This window comes from Methyloversatilis sp., assembly GCF_051861465.1.
Lineage (GTDB): Bacteria > Pseudomonadota > Gammaproteobacteria > Burkholderiales > Rhodocyclaceae > Methyloversatilis.
The window spans coordinates 51,976-69,269 of record NZ_JBHYCQ010000011.1 but is presented as its reverse complement, the minus strand read 5'-3'; the positions used below and the strand labels follow the sequence as shown (position 1 = coordinate 69,269).

Here is a 17,294-nt window from a genome sequence, read left to right as displayed (position 1 = left end):
TATACTCACCGGCTTTCCGTTATGCGTTCGCTTTCATTCAGAGAAGCGGGCGCGCCATTGAGGGCTGTTGCATGCCGGGTATTCGCGTCAAGGAAAACGAGCCGTTCGAAGTGGCGATCCGTCGCTTCAAGCGCACCATCGAAAAAGCAGGCACGCTGACCGAACTGCGCTCACGCGAGTTCTACGAGAAGCCCACCGCCGAGCGCAAGCGCAAGCTGGCTGCCGCGGTCAAGCGCCATCACAAGCGGCTGCGCAGCCAGACCCTGCCGCCGAAGCTGTACTGATCGCCGGGCCCTGCAAGGCTGCAGGGCTTGAATCGAAAAGCCGGATGCGCTCGACAGCGCCTTCGGCTTTTTGTGTTTGTTGCGCCCCTTCAATCGTTTTCGCTGCGAGCACTCGACCATGAGCCTGAAGGACCAGATCACCGAAGACATGAAATCGGCGATGCGCGCCAAGGACAGTGCGCGTCTGGGCACGATTCGCCTGCTGCTTGCGGCGATCAAGCAGAAGGAAGTCGATGAACGCATCGTGCTCGACGACGCACAGATCACCGCGGTCATCGACAAGATGCTCAAGCAGCGGCGCGACTCGATCAGCCAATTCGAAGGCGCAGGCCGGCAGGATCTGGTCGACGCGGAAAAGGCCGAACTCGAAATCCTGACTGCCTACATGCCGCAGCAACTGGGTGCAGACGACGTTCGTGCAGTCATCGCCGAGGTGATCGCGGCTGTCGGCGCAACCGGTCCGGCAGACATGGGCAAGGTCATGGGTCCGTTGAAGGCGAAGCTGGCCGGCAAGACCGACATGGCCGCCGCGTCGGCACTCGTGAAGGCCGCACTCGGCGGCGCTGGCGGCTGACCGGGAGCGGGCATGATCCCGCAGTCCTTCATTCAGGAACTGCTCAACCGGGTCGACATCGTCGATGTGGTGGAACGCCATGTGCCGCTGAAGAAGGCCGGCGCCAACTACCAGGCCTGCTGCCCCTTCCACAGCGAGAAATCGCCCTCCTTCACGGTCAGCCCGACCAAGCAGTTCTATCACTGCTTCGGCTGCGGCGCCCACGGCAGCGCCATCGGTTTCCTGATGGAATATTCCGGCCTGCCGTATCCGGAAGCGATAGAGGAACTGGCGCGCCAGGCCGGCATGACCGTGCCGCGCGAGGACTTCACGCCGGAAATGGCACAGCGCCGCCAGCAGGCCGCTTCGCTGACCGAACTGATGGCGCGCGCCGCGAATCACTACAAGCAGCAGCTCAAGAAGTCACCGCGCGCCATCGAGTACCTGAAGGGACGAGGTCTGTCAGGCGAGATTGCGGCACGTTTCGGCATCGGTTATGCGCCCGATGGCTGGCAAGGGCTGCGCGACGCATTTGACGACTACGAGGCGCCCGGGCTGAACGAGTGCGGTCTGGTCATCGACGCCGAGGCGTCCGACGGCCAGGAAAAAGGTCGGCGCTATGACCGCTTCCGCGACCGCATCATGTTTCCCATCTTCGATGCCCGCAACAACGTGATCGGGTTCGGCGGCCGCGTGCTCGACAAGGGTGAGCCGAAGTACCTGAATTCTCCGGAAACCCCCTTGTTCTCCAAGGGTCGCGAGTTGTATGGGCTGACGCAGGCGCGTGCGGCGATCCGCGACGACGGCTTCGTGCTGGTGGTCGAAGGCTATATGGATGTGGTGGCGCTGGCGCAGTTCGGCGTCGGCAATGCGGTCGCCACGCTCGGTACCGCCACCACGGCCGACCATATCCACAAGCTGTTCCGCCAGACAGATCGAATCGTGTTCTGCTTCGATGGTGATCGCGCCGGTCGCAAGGCGGCCTGGCGCGCGCTCGAATCGGCGCTGACTGAACTCGCAGACGGTCGATCCGCGTCCTTTCTGTTCCTGCCGCCGGAACACGATCCGGACAGCTTCGTGCGCGAACAGGGCGCCGACCGCTTTCGCCAGCTCGCGCTGTCTGCACAGCCGCTGAGCGAATACTTGCTGCACGAACTCGGGGCGCGCTGTGACACGCGCAGCGCCGAAGGGCGTGCGCAGCTGGTGACGGAGGCGAAACCGCTGGTCACGCAGGTGCCGGCCGGCGCACTGCGCACCCAGCTGCTGCATCTGCTGGCGCCGGCAGTCGGGCTGTCTGCGGCCGAGCTGGCCGAGGCGTGCGGGCTGCGCATGCCGCGCCGCGGCAGCTATCCAGCGCGCGCGCCGGCAGCAGCGCCACGCACAGCGCCGTCCTCACCCGCCCGCAAGTTGCTGTGCATCGTGATGCAGCACCCGGAACTGAGCCTGCGGCTGGGTCATCTGGAATTCGTGGAGGAAGACAGCTGGCTGCAGGCGGTGCAGGCCGTGGCCGACTGCCTGGAACATGGCGACATCGAATCGCCGAACGCCGCCGCGCTGATGGAATTCTTCCGGGACAGCCCGCACGGGACGCTGATGACCGAAGCCGCAGCCAGCTCGCTTGAAGAGGTGGCGGATGAAGGCGCGCTGCCCCATATGTTCGACGACACCATCCTGCATCTGCGACGCGCCGGAATATCGAATTCGATCAAGCGCTTGACGGAACTGAGCCGGCAGTCCGGACTGACCGCCGCACAGCAGGAAGAACTGCACCGCCTGTTGAAGGAAAAGGCCGGCACTTGAAACAGGCCGTCCCGCACCCTAAAACACGTATAATGATGGGTTCCCCAATTGAACGTTCGACCGGCGGTGCCGGCGCCCTCCCGGGCACTGCCGAACTCGTCGAGCGCAACGTACTCGAACCGTAGAAAGTTGGCCGGTTGCCTTTGCAGCATTCCGGGCCGCCGCATCGCGGGATGTCACGTCGATGCCGGCGGACGATCTTCCGATAGTCGGAATATCGTTGGTAACACGCAGATCTGAGGAATTACATGGTCGCCAAGGACAAGTCGAAGGATACACGCAAGCAGGTAGCGGTCGAGGAAACACCTGTTGCCACCCCCAACCCGACTGAAGCAGCTGCATCGAAGCCCGCCGCAGCACGCGCCGCAAAGCCCGCAAAGCCGCCTACGGCCGCCAGTAAAGCGAAGGAACTGAAGGCTGCCAAGGCAGCCGGCGCCGTCGCAAACGCACTGCCGATGGACGCCGACCAGCGCCGCCTGCGCCTGAAGACGCTGATCGCACTCGGCAAGGAGCGTGGCTACCTGACCTACGCCGAGATCAACGACCATCTGCCGGACGACATTGTCGATGCCGAACAGATCGAGTCGATCATTTCGACCTTCAACGACATGGGCATCCGTGTCTTCGACGAAGCGCCGGCATCGGAAGACCTGCTGATGGGCGAAAACGCCCCGGCCGTGGTCGATGCTTCGGAAGTCGAGGAAGAAGCCGAGCAGGCACTATCCACGGTGGAGTCGGAATTCGGCCGCACGACCGATCCGGTGCGCATGTACATGCGTGAAATGGGAACGGTCGAACTGCTGACCCGCGAGGGCGAAATCGAAATCGCCAAGCGCATCGAAGACGGCCTGCGCCACATGATCCAGGCCATCTCGGCCTGCCCGACGACGATTGCCGAAATCCTCGACATGGCCGACAAGGTGGCGCGCGAGGAAATGCGCATCGACGAACTGATCGACGGCCTCATCGATCCGAATGCGGTCGAGGAAGAAGCCGCAGCGGCGCCAGAACCGGCCGTCGACGAGGACAGCGAAGAGGACGACGAGGAAGAAGAAGACGAAGCCGGCGCGATGAGCGCCTCGCTGATCCAGCTCAAGGCCGACGCGCTCGAACGCTTCGAGAACATCCGCGCCTTCTACACGAAGATGCAGGCCACGCTGGACAAGAAGGGCTCGCAGGACAAGATCTACCTGAAGCTGCAGAAGCAGTTGTCCGACGAACTGATGAACATCCGCTTCACCGCCCGCATGATCGAAAAGCTGTGCGATTCGGTACGTGGCATGGTCGAGTCGGCACGCAAGCACGAGCGCAAGATCCTGGAACTGTGTGTGGACAAGGGCAACATGCCGCGTTCGCACTTCATCAAGGTGTTCCCCGGCAACGAGGTGAACATCGACTGGCTGAAGGGTGAAATCACCGCCGCCAAGTCGAATGGCGCGCAATTGCTGCGCGCCGCGCCCGCCATCATCGAGGAACAGGGCAAGCTGATCGACATCCAGGACCGCATCGGTCTGCCGTTGAAGGAACTGAAGGACATCAACAAGCAGATGTCCACCGGCGAAGCCAAGATGCGCCGCGCCAAGCGCGAAATGACCGAAGCCAACCTACGTCTGGTCATTTCGATCGCGAAGAAATACACCAACCGCGGCCTGCAGTTCCTCGACCTGATCCAGGAAGGCAACATCGGCCTGATGAAGGCGGTGGACAAGTTCGAATACCGCCGCGGCTACAAATTTTCGACCTATGCGACCTGGTGGATCCGCCAGGCGATCACGCGTTCCATCGCCGATCAGGCGCGCACCATCCGCATTCCGGTGCACATGATCGAAACGATCAACAAGATGAACCGGATTTCGCGGCAGATCCTGCAGGAAACCGGCGCCGAGCCGGATCCGGCGACGCTGGCGATCCGCATGGAAATGCCGGAAGAGAAGATCCGCAAGATCCTGAAGATCAGCAAGGAGCCGATCTCGATGGAAACGCCGATCGGCGACGACGACGATTCCCACCTGGGCGACTTCATCGAGGACACCGCGACGCTGGCACCGACCGACGCTGCGCTGTTTGCCAGCCTGCGCGATATCACGAAGGAAGTGCTGGACAGCCTGACGCCGCGTGAAGCCAAGGTGCTGCGCATGCGCTTCGGCATCGAAATGAATACCGACCATACTCTGGAAGAGGTCGGCAAACAGTTCGACGTGACGCGCGAGCGCATCCGTCAGATCGAAGCCAAGGCGCTGCGCAAGCTGCGTCATCCGTCGCGTTCGGAGAAGCTGCGCAGCTTCCTCGACACGGAGACCTGATTTCGGGTGCATCCTCACCCGGAGTCTTGATCGACAACAGGGAGGATGCACCGTGAAAACGATAGCCCAGGTACTTGAAGGAAAAGCCGCCCAGATCGCAACGATGGAGGCGGAGCGCACGGTGCTTGACGCACTGCGCCTTCTTGCGGAGCACGGCATCGGCGCCGTTCTGGTGACCGATGACGGCAAGCTCGCCGGCATTTTTTCGGAACGCGACTACGCCCGGCGCGTGGTACTCGAAGGAAAAAGCTCTTCGACGACGCTGCTGCGCGAGGTGATGACGAGCAAGCTCATCCACGTGACGCCGGTCAATACGGTGGACGACGCGATGCAGCTGATGACCGACAAGCGCATCCGTCACCTGCCGGTGCTCGACGAAGCCGGTACGTTGGTCGGCGTTGTGTCCATCGGCGACATGGTCAAGGAAACCATCGCTTACCAGCAGTTCCTCATCCGGCAACTCGAAAGCTATATCACCAGCTGAACCAGCGGCACCCCCATTTCGTCGGGGTGCGTACCGCCGTGGACGCCAACAAGACGGTGCCTGCGCTCGCCTGGCATCGTGTCGCGCAGCGTCCAGTCATCACCCATTTCCAGTGTGAAGTCGCCGACGCGCGACAGCAGCTTCGGATGGGGCGCACCGGGCCCGAAACGCCCGGCCGCCTGCAGATCGGCCGAGCGCCACACGGTACAGGCGTGATCGAGCGCCTGCGCCGCGCGCTCGAAATCGCGCTCGCGCCCCGGCTTCACGTGACAGAACACGGTCCGTCGTTCGCCGGACAGCGGACTGGCGAGACAATCGGCGAGCAGTGGCAAGTCCTCCATGTCGATCAAGCGCTGCGGCGGACCATTGATGAAACCGTGATCGGCCGTCACCAGCAGCAACGTGTCGCCTCGTAGCTGCGCCTTCACCCAGCGGCCCAGTGCGGCATCGGCTGCGCGCAGCAGGGCACCTGCCTCGTCAGACGCCGCGCCGCACTGATGGGCGCAATGATCGAAATCCGGCCAGTAGGCATAGACGTAGGACGGTGGAGACGGCGCTCGAAGGGTGCAGTCGATCTGGTCCAGCATGTCCGGAAAACCATCGTGGCCGATGCGCCGCGCCCCCGCGCTGTGGCGCCGGTTGAACGGCGAATCGACGATGTCGGCCGGCGAGACGACGCAGCTGTCGCCGGGCAGCGAAGCGAACATCGACGGTGTGCGGCACACCCGCGCCAATGTTTCGTCAGGCGTCAGCGCAGAAACGTCGTGCGAACCGCGTGGCGTGACCGGCAGGATGGCCAGCACCCGCCCATCGAGACCCGGTTCGTCGAAGCGTACGTGCCAGCCCGTCAATCCGTGCACCGCAGGCGCGCGCGCGGTCATGAAGGTCGTGATCGCCGCCGCCGTGGTGGAAGGGAAAACCGATGTCAGTGCGTGCGCACAGTGGCGCCGCAGAAAGCTGTCGTCCGGCAGCAGCTCAAGCTGCTTCATGCCGACGCCGTCGAGCACCAGCAGCACGACAGTGCGTGCGTCGCGCCAGCCCGACGTCACGACGTCGCGCAACCCCTGCCCGGCAGCCATGCCACCCCGCGCGCGCGCCACGCTGTCCATCAGATCGACTATCGACCCGCCTTCGAAATCCGGCCACATGCCGCGCTGCATCCTCCACAAGGCACGCCGTCTGGATGTCCGGTTGTCCGAACCCCAGGGCGCTTTGATATAGTACGCGCCCTTGCCGGGCCTCTAGCTCATGCTTGGTTAGAGCAGCGGACTCATAATCCGTTGGTGCCGAGTTCGACTCTCGGGGGGCCCACCAGACACAAAAGCCCCAGCCGTGCGCGGCTGGGGCTTTTCCATTTCGTGCTGAGCGGAAGAAGTCCCTTTCACGCCGCGTCGCCAGGGCGTTCGTCTGCCACGGCCAGCGCATTGTCGATCCGCCTCACGCCGGCGACTGACAGGGCGGTCTGCAGTATGCGGGCGAGCTGCGCCGCATCGCGCACGGTACCGGAGAGGGTCACATCGCCCGCGTGCGAAGACACAGCAACATCCATGCCGTCGAGCGCATGGTCGGCCCGAAAGGCCACCTGGATGGCGTTCTGCAAAGAGTGATCCACATCATCGGTGGCCGGCTCGCGCGCCTGCGGACGCGCGGCACCCACCAGACCGGCAGCCTGGGTCGGCGAGCAGATCGAATAGGCGATGGCCGTGGTGGTCAATACGGTGACGATGCGCTGTCGGGTGATCATGAGGTCTCCTCCTTGTAGTCGGGTCGTGTAGCTGAAACGCCTGCCTGATCCTCAAGCAGATGTCGCGCCAACACGTTTTTCCTTTTTTAATCAGTTTATTGCCGCTGCGGGTTGCGACTGTGGCGTCGCCCTGAGGCGACACCGCGGCGGTCAGCCGTGGCGGCCGAGTGCCGCATCCGCTGCGTCGTTGCGGAACAGGACCGGATCAAGTCCGCAGCGCTGCAGCAGCCGGTAGAACTCGGTGCGGTTGCGCCCGGCAATGCGCGCCGCATCGCTCACGTTGCCGGCCGTGAGCTTGAGCAACTGCACCAGATAGTTGCGTTCGAAACGCTGTTTGGCTTCGGCATAGCCAAGCGCTTCCATCGGCTTCACACGCAACGCACGGTCGACCAGCGCGCGCGGTACAAGTGCCGTGGTGGCCAGTGCGCACGCCTGTTCGACCACGTTCTGCAGCTGGCGCACATTGCCGGCCCAGCTCGCGGTCGCCAGCGCTTCGAGCGCGTCGGGTGCGAAGCCGGTCAGGTGCTTGCCATACTTCTTCGCCAGCGTGCGCAGGAAGTGATCCGCCAACAGCGGAATGTCTTCGCGCCGCTCGTCCAGCGACGGCAGCACGAGGCTCACCACGTTGATGCGGTAGTACAGGTCTTCGCGGAACTGGCCCTGATCGAGCGCAGCGTCGAGATCGCAATGGGTGGCCGACACGATGCGCACGTCGATCGGCTCAGCCTGCGTCGCACCCACCGGGCGCACTGCGCGTTCCTGCAGCACGCGCAGCAGCTTCACCTGCAGCGCCAGCGGCATGTCACCGATCTCGTCGAGAAACAGCGTACCGCCGTGCGCCGCACGGAACAGGCCGGTATGGCGCACGGTCGCGCCCGTGAAGGCGCCCCGCTCGTGGCCGAACAATTCGGATTCGAGCAGCGCTTCGGGAATCGCGCCGCAGTTGATCGCAATGAAAGGCTCTGCCGCGCGCGGGCTGGCGCGATGGATGGCACGCGCCAGCAACTCCTTGCCGGTGCCGCTCTGGCCGCGGATCAGCACGCTGGCGTCGGACGCCGCGATCAGTCGCGCTTCATCGAGCAGCGTGTTCATGCGCGCACTGTGGCTGATCAGGTCAGCGCGCCAGGCTTCGTCGATGGCGGCGCTTGCGCCGGGCGGTGTCGCGTGCTCGAGTGCGCGCGAAATCTGCGCCAGCAGCACTGCACTGTCGAAAGGCTTGGTCAGGTAGCCGGAGACGCCCTGCGAAGTCGCTTCGACCGCGTCCGGAATCGTGCCGTGTGCGGTCAGCAGGATGACCGGCAGCGCTGGATGTTGATGCCGGATGTCGCCGAACAGCGACAGGCCATCGCGGTCCGGCAGACGCACATCGCACACCACGAGACTGAAGCGTTCGACCGCCAGCCGCAACAAAGCTGCCTCGGCTGTTTCGGCGGTGCTGACCGCATAGCCGCTGGCCTTGAGCCGCATCGACAGCAATCGCAACAGGCCCGTATCGTCGTCGACAAGGAGCAGCCGGTGCGCGCCGCTCATCGTGCCAGCACCCGCTTCGGTGTGCGGGACGGCGGCGTGCGTTCGATGTCGGCCAGCGCATCGATCTTGCGCTGCAGCTCGTCGGTGCGCAGCTGGCTGTCCTTCAACTGCTGGTTCGTGCGCTCGGCCAGCTGGACGAGCCGCTGTCGCTCATTGATCTGGTCGAGCAACGTGCGCGCATACGGATGCTGCGCGCGCGACGCATCGTCCGTCGCCGCCAGCAAGGTTTCGAGCAGCGCCTTTGCGCGAGCGACGTTGCCGGTGCGCGGGTGTGCGGCCTGCATGGCCTGCTGCAGCGGCGACGGCTCGACCGGCTGAACGATCACTACCGGCGATACGGGCATCGGGTCAGGTACTTCTGTGGTGGATGACGATCGTGTCGCCGCACAGCCGCTCAACAGCGCGGCGAGTATCAGCAGATATGCGAATGGACACGCGGGACCGCGGGCGATGTCAGACGACTTGAGGTGCATGGGGCAGTTCTATCCTGAAATGGGCGCCGCGTTCGGCAGGCATCACGAAGGCCGTGCCGCCATGGGCAGCGATGAATTCGCGCACGATGGCCAGACCGAGGCCGTTGCCCTTGTCCGGTCGCGGTGCGCGGCGGCTGCCGCGGAAAAACGGTTCGAAGATGCGATCGACTTCGTCTGGCGCAACGCCCGGCCCTTCGTCGATGCAGTCGATGCGGGCGGTCTGTTCATCGGCGCTCAACTCAAGCCGGACCGTCCCGCCGTGCGGGCTGAATGCGATGCCGTTGCTGACCAGGTTGCTCAGCGCGATGCGCAGCTTGGCGGCGTCGCCGCGCACCGGAGGCGCGTAGCCCGACACGTTGATCTGGACGTCCTTCACCTTGGCCTGCAGCTTGAGGTCGGCGGTGACGTCGCGCACCAGCGCTCGCAGCGCGGTCGGCCGCAGATCAAGGTGCTGCGCGTCGAATTGCGTCGCGTTGTAGCCGATCAGCTGCTCGATGCGTTCCTGCAGGGCGCGCGCATTGGTGTCGAGAATGCGGCTCACCTCGAGCTGTTCCGCATTGAGACCGCCAAGCACACCGTCCTGCATCAACGCGATGCCCTCACGCAACGACGCGAGCGGCGTCTTCAGTTCGTGCGAAACATGGCGCAGCACCCGGTTTCGGTGCGCCTCGAGTTCGGCCATGCGCTGACGCAGCCATTCCAGGCGGTCACCGAGCTGGCGCAAGTCGGCAGGTCCGCCGACCACCACCGGCGCGGCAAAGCTGCCTTCGCCCAGTCGCGTGATCGCGCGTTCGACGTGCTTCAGAGGTCGCAAAATCCACCAGCCGATGGCCAGCGCCAGCAGAACGGCGAGCACCACGGCGGCCAGCACCTGCAGAGCGAGCCGGTCGCGACTGCGCTCCAGGGTGTCGAGCAGCGTGGTGTTGCGCTGGTCGATGTGGCTGCGGACTGCAGCGGCCAGCCTGTCATTCAGGCTGGCCAGACCGGACTCCGCTTCGACCGCATCCGCCGGGGGCGGGGGCCCATCGAGTCCGGCGGCGAGTCGGGCGGCACGTTCGCGCCATTGCGTCGTGGCGACCGCAGCCGGCAATTCGGCTTCGATGTCGACCAGCGCGGTCTGCGCCTGGTCATAGGCCTCATCGAAGCGTTCGCGCAGCGCCGGTGCCTGCAGCACCGCGTACTGACGCGCACTGCGCTCCATATCGGCGCTGCGTTCGTCGATCTGCTGCATGGCAGCCGACAGCTTGAGCGCACCGGCGCTCGCCTGCCGGCTGGCGAGCGCGAAATCCTGAAGCATCACCCAGCCGCTGCCAGCCGCTGCGCCGAGCGCGCCGGCGATCAGCAGCACGGTGATGAGAAGGGTGCTGCGGAAGGAAAGATGCGGCATGCGCGGACGGAGTGAGGCCAAGATGGAGCAGCGAGTCTAGGGAGGGCGCAAATCCCGTGCGGTAAGCCGTCGTAAGCAAATGCAAAATAAAGTAAATGGCGGTTGCATGGCCCGCCCTCCCGTTCGCCAACGGTGTGTCGTGCCGCGGCGACAGTCACCGCGCGATTTCGGGCGTCCGCTTGCTCGACGCACGCTCAACCCATTGAAGTTATGAACCTATTTTTTCCGGCACGAGCATTGCTGAGTACTGTCGGGCACCGCTTCGATGGCCCGATCATTCAAGGAGAACGCATGTTCAACAGCAAACCCGGTCCGTATCCGAAACCCGCCGAAAACCAGACTGGCCGTACCTTGCGGCCGGGCGGACAGTCATCCATGTCTGGTGGCTTGTCGGCCACGCAGCCAGGCAGCGCACCGCCCGTGTCGCTGCCTGGCGACACACCGGCCGCACTCACCGCCACGCCCGCCGCGCGTGAAGCGGCCAGTGCGGGTTCGACCGAGCAAGGCAGCCGCCTCATCGTCGGACCGGACGTGAAGCTCAAGGGCGCGGAAATTCTCGACTGCGACACGCTGGTGGTGGAAGGCCGCGTCGAGGCGACGATGGACAGCCGGGTCATCCGCATCGCCGAACATGGCGCGTACTCCGGCACGGTGGGCATCGACATCGCGGAAATCCACGGTCATTTCGATGGCGAACTGACCGCGCGCCAGCGGCTCATCGTGCATGCGACCGGCCGGGTCAGCGGCAAGATCCGCTACGGCTCGATCCTGATCGAGGAAGGCGGGGAAATATCGGGCGACGTGAAATCGCTGACCGCCGCTGGCAAGGACGCCTCGCGGCCGGCAAAGGAACTGCCGGCGGACGAGCGCCGGGTGCTGAGCGCGCTCGCCGGCTGAAACGACAAGCCCGATGGACCGGAGATCAGGGTGCGGCCGCTGCGGCCTCGCCCTGCTCCGCCGTCGCGTCGGCCCACCCGCCGCCAAGCGCGACATACAGGTTCACCACTTCGGCCAGTTGCGACTGGCGCGCCCGCACCAGGGCGAGTGATGCGTCATTCGCGCTGCGTTGCGCATCGAGCACTTCCAGATAGCGCGAATAGCCGGCGTCGTAGCGCTTCTGCGCCAATTCAAGACTGCGTGCTGCGGCGTCGAACTGCGCTTGCAGCGCAACCACACTCTGCGCGTACTGCTCGCCCGCCACCAGCGCATCGCGCACATCGGTGAAGGCACTGCGCACTGCCGACACATAGCTCGCCAGCGCCTGCTTCTGCTGCGCACTGACCTGATCGACGCGCGCGCTGCGCCGGCCAGCGTCGAACAACGGCAGATCCAGCCCGACGCCCAGTGACCAGATATTGGCCGGGCCGCTGAACAGGTCGGACAGTTCGCGACTTTGCGAGCCGTAGTTGCCGGTCAGTGAAATCGACGGGTACAGCGCAGCCTTCGCCACACCGATCTGCGCGCTGGCTGCGGCCAGATCGGCTTCGGCCTGACGGATGTCCGGCCGCGCGTCGAGCAGCGACGACGGCAGGCCCGCCGGCGGCTGCAACGGAAGGGGCAGCGTGCGCAGATCACCCGGGGCGATCGCCAGATCGAGCTGGCCACTGAGCAGACCGAGCTGGTTTTCGGCAATCGCACGACTGCGCGTCAGATCGGCGATCTGCGCCTCGATGGCCGCCACCGCGCCCAGCGCCTGCTGCAGTTCGAGATCATTGGTCAGGCCGCGTTCGGCGCGCGTACGCAGGATGGCGGCGTTGTCGCGCCGTGTCGCCAGCGTGTCGCGCGACAGCGCGAGCTGGGCGTCCAGCGCGCGCAGGTTCAGATAGCTGCCGACCAGCTGGCTCACCAGCGTCAGCTCCACCGTGTCCTTCGCGTAGCGGGTACCGAGCGCCTGCGCGCGTGCCGCCTCGCTGGCGCGGCGCAGCTTGCCCCAGAAGTCGATCTCGAACGAAGTCGAGATCGAGGTCTGGAAGTTGTTGCGGTACAACGGCGCCCCGGCCGGAATCGGCGTTGCCACGCCGCTGATGCGTGAGCGGCTCGCGGCCGCCCCCACGCCGACATCCGGAAACAGCGCCGCACCGACTTCGCGCAGCACGGCGTCCGCCTGTTCGATCCGCGCGACAGCACGCTGCACGTCGCTGTTGTCGGTCAGCGCGCGGTCGACCAGCGCGTTCAGCGTGTCGTCGTTGAACAGCTTCCACCAGCCGCGCGCCACCGCAACCTGGGGCTGACCGTCGGCCGACGCCGCAAAGCGCGCGGGCAGCGGCAGTTCAGGTCTCACATAATCCGGGCCCACCATGCAGCCGGACAGCAGCAAGGCCGCAAGCGCAGTCAGGGCCGGCGAGCGGAACGCAGTCTTCATTGCGCCGCCTCCTGGGTTTCCGTGTCGCGCGTTGCCGCCTTGCGGCCGCTCAGCCAGCTGTAGAACAGCGGAATGAAGATCGTCGCGACAAATGTAGCAGCCAGCATGCCGCCAAACACGCCGGTACCCATCGAACGCCGGGCCGACGCACCGGCGCCGGTGGCGATCACCAGCGGCACGACACCGAGGATGAAGGCGAGCGCAGTCATGCAGATCGGGCGGAATCGCAGCCGTGCAGCCTCAAGTGAAGCCTCGATGGCGCTCATGCCCTCGGCCTGCTTCTGCGCGGCGAATTCGACGATCAGGATGGCGTTCTTTGCGGCCAGTCCGACCAGCACCACCAGACCGATCTGGAAGTAGATGTCGTTCGGCATGCCGCGCACCCACACTGCCAGCAGCGCTCCCAGGATGGCGAACGGAATCGCCAGGATGACCGCCAGCGGCAGAGACCAGCGTTCGTACTGCGCAGCGAGGATCAGGAACACCATGATGATGCCGAAAGCCATCGCGATGACCGAGGTCAGGCCGGTGCGTTTCTCCTGATACGCCTGACCGGTCCACTCCAGCGCGTAGCCGGCCGGCAGGATGTCGCGCGCCACCTCCTCCACGATCTGTATGGCTTCGCCCGAACTGCGGCCCGGTGCCGAATTGCCGAGAATCTTGGCGGCGATGAAGCCATTGAAGCGCTCGACCATCTCCGGACCGACGACGGACTTCACGGTGATCACCGCCGACAGCGGAATCATTGCGCCGGTAGTCGCCCGCACATACGGTTTGCCCAGATCTTCCGGCTTCATGCGGTAGGCGGCATCGGCGCCAAGCTGCACCTTGTAGGTCTTGCCCGAGCGATTAAAGTCATTCACGTACAGCGTGCCCATCGTCGCCTGCAGCGTCGAATACAGCGCGTCGATCGGAATGCCGAGTGCGATCGCCTTGGCCTCGTCCACCTCGACGCTCAACTGCGGCGAGGACACGCGGAAGAAGCTGTTCATGCCGGTCAGTTCGGAGCGCGCCTTCAGCGCATCGAGCAGTTGTGTGGTGATGGCAGCGAGCTTGCGCGGGTCGGCCTCTTCGCGCGCCTGGACGTAGGCTTCGAAGCCACCTGCCGTACCCAGGCCCTGGATCGGTGGCGGATTGAAGATCAGTCCCATGCCGTCGCTCAATTTCATGCCTGCCGCGGCAATCTTCTTCTGCAGGTCATCCGCGGTTTCGGTGCGCTGGTCCCACGGACGCAGCACGACGAACATCATGGCGACGCTCGACCGGTTGTTGCCGGTGATGAAATCGATGCCGCGCACCATGAACAGGTTTTCCACCGCGGGTTCGTCGTTGATCACCTTGCGCAGCTTTTCAAACGATTGTTCGGTGCGCTCGGCCGAAGCGCCATCCGGCAAGGTCACGAAACCGAACAGATAACCCTGATCTTCCGACGGCACGAAGGCGCCCGGCACGACGCGGAACATGAAGCCGGCGCCAGCGAACAGCAGGCCGACCACCAGCACGCTGATCAGTCCGTGGCGCAGCGTCAGCGCCACCGTGCCGGTGTAGACCTTCGTCAGCCAGTCGAAGCCGCGGTTGAACGGCCGGAATATTTTCGATTCACCGTCGTGCGGCTTGAGCATCAGCGCGCACAGTGCGGGCGTCAATGTGAGCGCGACGATGCCGGAGATGGTGACCGACACCGCCACCGTGGCGGCGAACTGCTGGTACAACTTGCCGGCGATGCCGCCCAGGAAGGCAACCGGCACGAACACCGCGACCAGCACCAGCACCATGGCGACCAGCGCGCCGGACACCTCGCGCATCGCTTCCAGCGCCGCATCCTTCGGCGTGCGGCCGAACTCGCGCATCTGCCGCTCGACGTTCTCCAGCACCACGATGGCATCGTCCACGACGATGCCGATCGACAGCACCATGGCGAACAGCGTCAGCGTATTGATCGAAAAGCCGAATATCCACAGTCCGGCGAAGGTGCCGACCAGCGACACCGGCACTGCGATCAAGGGGATCAGCGTGGCACGCCAGTTCTGCAGGAACACGAACACCACCAGCACAACCAGTACGGTGGCTTCGAGCAGCGTCGTCGCCACCGCCTTGATCGATTCGCGGATGAAGCGCGTGGTGTCGTTCGGAATGATGAATTCGAGTCCGTCCGGCAGGCGCACCGACAACTCGTCCAGCTTGGCGCGGACCAGATTCGCCGCCTCCAGGGCATTGGCGCCGGACTGCAGGTAGATGCCCATGCCGGACACCGGCGTGCCATTCACCTTGGTCGTGCGGTCGTAATTTTCCGCGCCGAGCTCGATGCGCGCGACATCCTTCAGCCGCACCACGCCGCCCGGGCCATCGGCGCGCAGCAGGATGTTCTCGAACTCCTCGATGCTCAGCAGACGGCCCTTCGCGCTGACCGTGTAGGTGAGCTGCTGACCGTTGAGCACCGGCTCCTGGCCGATGCGACCGGCGGCGTTCTGCGCGTTCTGCACTCGGATCGCCGCCGCCACGTCGGAGGTGGCGATGCCCAGCCGCGCCATCACATCCGGCTTGAGCCACACGCGCATGGCGTAAGGCGCATCGAAGGCGATCGCGTCACCGACGCCGCGCAGCCGGCGCAGTTCGTCGAGCACGTTCACCGCGACGTAATTGGTCAGAAAAAGGGTATCGCGCTGCCCATCGGTCGACTTCAGCGCAGCGATCATCAATAGATTGTTCGAGCGCTTGCGCACCACCAGCCCGTTGCGCCGCACGTCCTCCGGCAGTCGCGATTCCGCGACCGAAATGCGGTTGTTCACCGCGATCAGCGCGGTGTCGGGGTCCGTACCGACTTCGAAGGTGAGCGTGATGCTGACGGTGCCGTTGGACGTCGACGTCGAGTTGAAGTACAGCAGGCCTTCGACGCCGGACAGCTGTTCCTCGATCGGTGCCGCAACCGTGCGCGACAGCGTTTCGGCATTGGCACCGGGATAGGTCGCGGTGACGATGACCGTCGGTGGGGAAATTTCGGGATATTGCGCGACCGGCAGCGACAGCGACGCCACCAGACCGGCAATCATGATCACGATGGAAATGACGCCCGAGAAGATCGGGCGGGTGATGAAGAAGCGGGCCATGGCTGCGCGCTCCGTCAGGTCTTGGGCTGCGCGGCGGCGGCCGGCGGCGCGTCGGCTGGTCCTGCACCCGGCACTCGCGGGACAACGGGCGCGCCCGGGCGCAGCTTGATCAGGTTGTCGACGATGACGCGCTCGCCGGGCTTCAGTCCGTCGGTGACCACCCAGTTCTTGCCCTGCCAGTCGCCCAGCTTGACCGGGCGCGGCTCCACCTTGTCGTCGGCCCCCACCAGCATCAGCACCGGGCCGTTTTCCGTCTGGGTGACCGCCGCCTGCGGCACGAGAAAGACATTGTCCTGTTCGCCGACGATCACCCGGGCGCGCACGAACTGGCCGGGCAGGATGCGGGCGTCGGCGTTGGCGAACTCGGCGCGCATTTCCATCGTGCCGAGTAGTGCGTCGATCCGGCTGGCGGAAAAGTTGATCTGCCCGCGCTGCGGATAAATACTGCCATCGGGCAATTGCAGTTCGACGTCGCGCAGGTTGCGCGCGGCGGCGCGGCCGCCCGGCAGCTTCTGCAGGTCGCCATCGGACAGGCTGAAGCGGATCCAGATCGGATTGATCTGCGAAATCGAGGTCAGCAGGCTGTCGCTGCCGGCATTGACCAGTGACCCTTCGGAACGCTGCGCCCGCCCCGACATGCCGGATACCGGCGCGGTCACATTCGTGTAGGAGAGGTTCAGTTCAGCCTGGCGCACCGCCGCTTCGGCCGATTTCATCGCCGCCTTCGACACCGCACTGGCCGATTTCGTATCGTCGAATTCCTTCTGGCTGATCGCGCGCTCGGTTACCAGACCCTGCAGACGCTGCAGCTCGCGCGCCGTCTGTTCGTCCAGCGCCTGCGCTTCGGCCAGCTGGGCGCGGGCCTGGGCGAGTGCGATCTCGAACGGCGCGCGCTCGATGCGGAACAGCGGCTGGCCGGCTTTCACGGCTTCACCTTCGCCGTACAGCCGCTTTTCGATGATGCCGGTCACGCGCGCCCTGACTTCAACCTCGCGCGCCCCTTCTGCCTGCGCAACCGATTCGATCAGCAGCGGCGCGCGCGTGCTCTCCGCCACCACGATGGACACCGGCAGCGGTTTGGGTGCCGCAGCCGCGGTGGGCTGGTCACCGGAACACGCGCTCAGGAAAGTCGCCGCAATCAGCAGCGGGACGATCGACAGGGAAAAACGCAGGGCGACGGGAGAACGATGCAGGGGCGCCGGCGACATGGCGGCGGACGGGACTGCGGGGCGGGCGGGCATCAATGCTCTCCAGATCTCGGCCTGCA

General features: G+C 65.0%; 14 protein-coding genes and 1 tRNA gene. 7 read left to right on the top strand and 8 right to left on the bottom strand.

Annotated elements, in window-relative coordinates:
* The first annotated feature begins 71 nt into the window (after positions 1–71).
* The 5 genes from rpsU to ACTIFF_RS15240 all read left to right on the top strand — a co-directional run bounded on the left by rpsU (position 72) and on the right by ACTIFF_RS15240 (position 5,424).
* On the top strand, positions 72–284 hold the full coding sequence (gene rpsU, locus ACTIFF_RS15260) for a 30S ribosomal protein S21 (protein WP_008061479.1): 213 nt from the start codon (positions 72–74) through the stop codon (positions 282–284).
* A gap of 118 nt (positions 285–402) precedes the next feature.
* Complete coding sequence (locus ACTIFF_RS15255) at positions 403–858, top strand: GatB/YqeY domain-containing protein (RefSeq protein WP_439537600.1); 456 nt, start codon at positions 403–405, stop codon at positions 856–858.
* A 12-nt stretch (positions 859–870) separates the two neighbouring features.
* Positions 871–2,637, top strand: coding sequence for a DNA primase (gene dnaG, locus ACTIFF_RS15250; protein ID WP_439537599.1), 1,767 nt, complete (start codon positions 871–873; stop codon positions 2,635–2,637).
* Positions 2,638–2,885: 248 nt separating this feature from the next.
* Positions 2,886–4,940: an RNA polymerase sigma factor RpoD gene (gene rpoD / locus ACTIFF_RS15245; protein ID WP_439537598.1), complete on the top strand. Its 2,055-nt coding sequence runs from the start codon at positions 2,886–2,888 to the stop codon at positions 4,938–4,940.
* 52 nt (positions 4,941–4,992) lie between these two features.
* Positions 4,993–5,424, top strand: coding sequence for a CBS domain-containing protein (locus tag ACTIFF_RS15240; RefSeq protein WP_439537597.1), 432 nt, complete (start codon positions 4,993–4,995; stop codon positions 5,422–5,424).
* Here ACTIFF_RS15240 and ACTIFF_RS15235 read toward each other — a convergent pair.
* Positions 5,409–6,572, bottom strand: coding sequence for an alkaline phosphatase family protein (locus tag ACTIFF_RS15235; RefSeq protein ID WP_439537596.1), 1,164 nt, complete (start codon positions 6,570–6,572; stop codon positions 5,409–5,411). The genes ACTIFF_RS15240 and ACTIFF_RS15235 overlap by 16 nt on opposite strands.
* Before the next feature lie 87 nt (positions 6,573–6,659).
* Between ACTIFF_RS15235 and ACTIFF_RS15230 the strand changes: the two genes are divergently transcribed.
* A tRNA-Ile gene (locus ACTIFF_RS15230) sits at positions 6,660–6,738 on the top strand.
* A gap of 67 nt (positions 6,739–6,805) precedes the next feature.
* Here ACTIFF_RS15230 and ACTIFF_RS15225 read toward each other — a convergent pair.
* The 4 genes from ACTIFF_RS15225 to ACTIFF_RS15210 form a co-directional block, all read right to left on the bottom strand.
* Complete coding sequence (locus ACTIFF_RS15225; RefSeq protein WP_439537595.1) at positions 6,806–7,168, bottom strand: BON domain-containing protein; 363 nt, start codon at positions 7,166–7,168, stop codon at positions 6,806–6,808.
* A 150-nt stretch (positions 7,169–7,318) separates the two neighbouring features.
* Complete coding sequence (locus ACTIFF_RS15220) at positions 7,319–8,698, bottom strand: sigma 54-interacting transcriptional regulator (RefSeq protein WP_306477092.1); 1,380 nt, start codon at positions 8,696–8,698, stop codon at positions 7,319–7,321.
* Positions 8,695–9,042, bottom strand: a complete 348-nt coding sequence (locus tag ACTIFF_RS15215) for a hypothetical protein (protein ID WP_439537594.1) — start codon at positions 9,040–9,042, stop codon at positions 8,695–8,697. Before ACTIFF_RS15215 ends, ACTIFF_RS15220 begins: the two co-directional genes overlap by 4 nt.
* A gap of 109 nt (positions 9,043–9,151) precedes the next feature.
* Positions 9,152–10,558: a HAMP domain-containing sensor histidine kinase gene (locus tag ACTIFF_RS15210; RefSeq protein ID WP_439537593.1), complete on the bottom strand. Its 1,407-nt coding sequence runs from the start codon at positions 10,556–10,558 to the stop codon at positions 9,152–9,154.
* A gap of 291 nt (positions 10,559–10,849) precedes the next feature.
* Here ACTIFF_RS15210 and ACTIFF_RS15205 point away from each other — a divergent pair, with 291 nt between their 5' ends.
* On the top strand, positions 10,850–11,455 hold the full coding sequence (locus tag ACTIFF_RS15205; RefSeq protein WP_439537592.1) for a bactofilin family protein: 606 nt from the start codon (positions 10,850–10,852) through the stop codon (positions 11,453–11,455).
* A gap of 25 nt (positions 11,456–11,480) precedes the next feature.
* Here the strand turns inward: ACTIFF_RS15205 and ACTIFF_RS15200 are convergent, their stop codons facing one another.
* The 3 genes from ACTIFF_RS15200 to ACTIFF_RS15190 are packed head-to-tail and all read right to left on the bottom strand — an operon-like array spanning position 11,481 to position 17,268.
* Positions 11,481–12,920: an efflux transporter outer membrane subunit gene (locus ACTIFF_RS15200; protein ID WP_439537591.1), complete on the bottom strand. Its 1,440-nt coding sequence runs from the start codon at positions 12,918–12,920 to the stop codon at positions 11,481–11,483.
* Positions 12,917–16,027 (bottom strand): efflux RND transporter permease subunit, encoded by a 3,111-nt coding sequence (locus ACTIFF_RS15195; RefSeq protein ID WP_439537590.1) that lies wholly within the window; start codon positions 16,025–16,027, stop codon positions 12,917–12,919. Before ACTIFF_RS15195 ends, ACTIFF_RS15200 begins: the two co-directional genes overlap by 4 nt.
* 14 nt (positions 16,028–16,041) lie before the next feature.
* Positions 16,042–17,268, bottom strand: coding sequence for an efflux RND transporter periplasmic adaptor subunit (locus ACTIFF_RS15190; protein ID WP_439537589.1), 1,227 nt, complete (start codon positions 17,266–17,268; stop codon positions 16,042–16,044).
* Positions 17,269–17,294: the final 26 nt, after the last annotated feature.

Coding starts and splice junctions, on each gene's coding strand:
- rpsU (WP_008061479.1), top strand. CDS start 72: ATGCCGGGTATTCGCGTCAAGGAAAACGAGCCGTTCGAAGTGGCGATC.
- ACTIFF_RS15255 (WP_439537600.1), top strand. CDS start 403: ATGAGCCTGAAGGACCAGATCACCGAAGACATGAAATCGGCGATGCGC.
- dnaG (WP_439537599.1), top strand. CDS start 871: ATGATCCCGCAGTCCTTCATTCAGGAACTGCTCAACCGGGTCGACATC.
- rpoD (WP_439537598.1), top strand. CDS start 2,886: ATGGTCGCCAAGGACAAGTCGAAGGATACACGCAAGCAGGTAGCGGTC.
- ACTIFF_RS15235 (WP_439537596.1), bottom strand. CDS start 6,572: ATGTGGCCGGATTTCGAAGGCGGGTCGATAGTCGATCTGATGGACAGC.
- ACTIFF_RS15225 (WP_439537595.1), bottom strand. CDS start 7,168: ATGATCACCCGACAGCGCATCGTCACCGTATTGACCACCACGGCCATC.
- ACTIFF_RS15220 (WP_306477092.1), bottom strand. CDS start 8,698: ATGAGCGGCGCGCACCGGCTGCTCCTTGTCGACGACGATACGGGCCTG.
- ACTIFF_RS15215 (WP_439537594.1), bottom strand. CDS start 9,042: ATGCCCGTATCGCCGGTAGTGATCGTTCAGCCGGTCGAGCCGTCGCCG.
- ACTIFF_RS15210 (WP_439537593.1), bottom strand. CDS start 10,558: ATGCCGCATCTTTCCTTCCGCAGCACCCTTCTCATCACCGTGCTGCTG.
- ACTIFF_RS15205 (WP_439537592.1), top strand. CDS start 10,850: ATGTTCAACAGCAAACCCGGTCCGTATCCGAAACCCGCCGAAAACCAG.
- ACTIFF_RS15200 (WP_439537591.1), bottom strand. CDS start 12,920: ATGAAGACTGCGTTCCGCTCGCCGGCCCTGACTGCGCTTGCGGCCTTG.
- ACTIFF_RS15195 (WP_439537590.1), bottom strand. CDS start 16,027: ATGGCCCGCTTCTTCATCACCCGCCCGATCTTCTCGGGCGTCATTTCC.
- ACTIFF_RS15190 (WP_439537589.1), bottom strand. CDS start 17,268: ATGCCCGCCCGCCCCGCAGTCCCGTCCGCCGCCATGTCGCCGGCGCCC.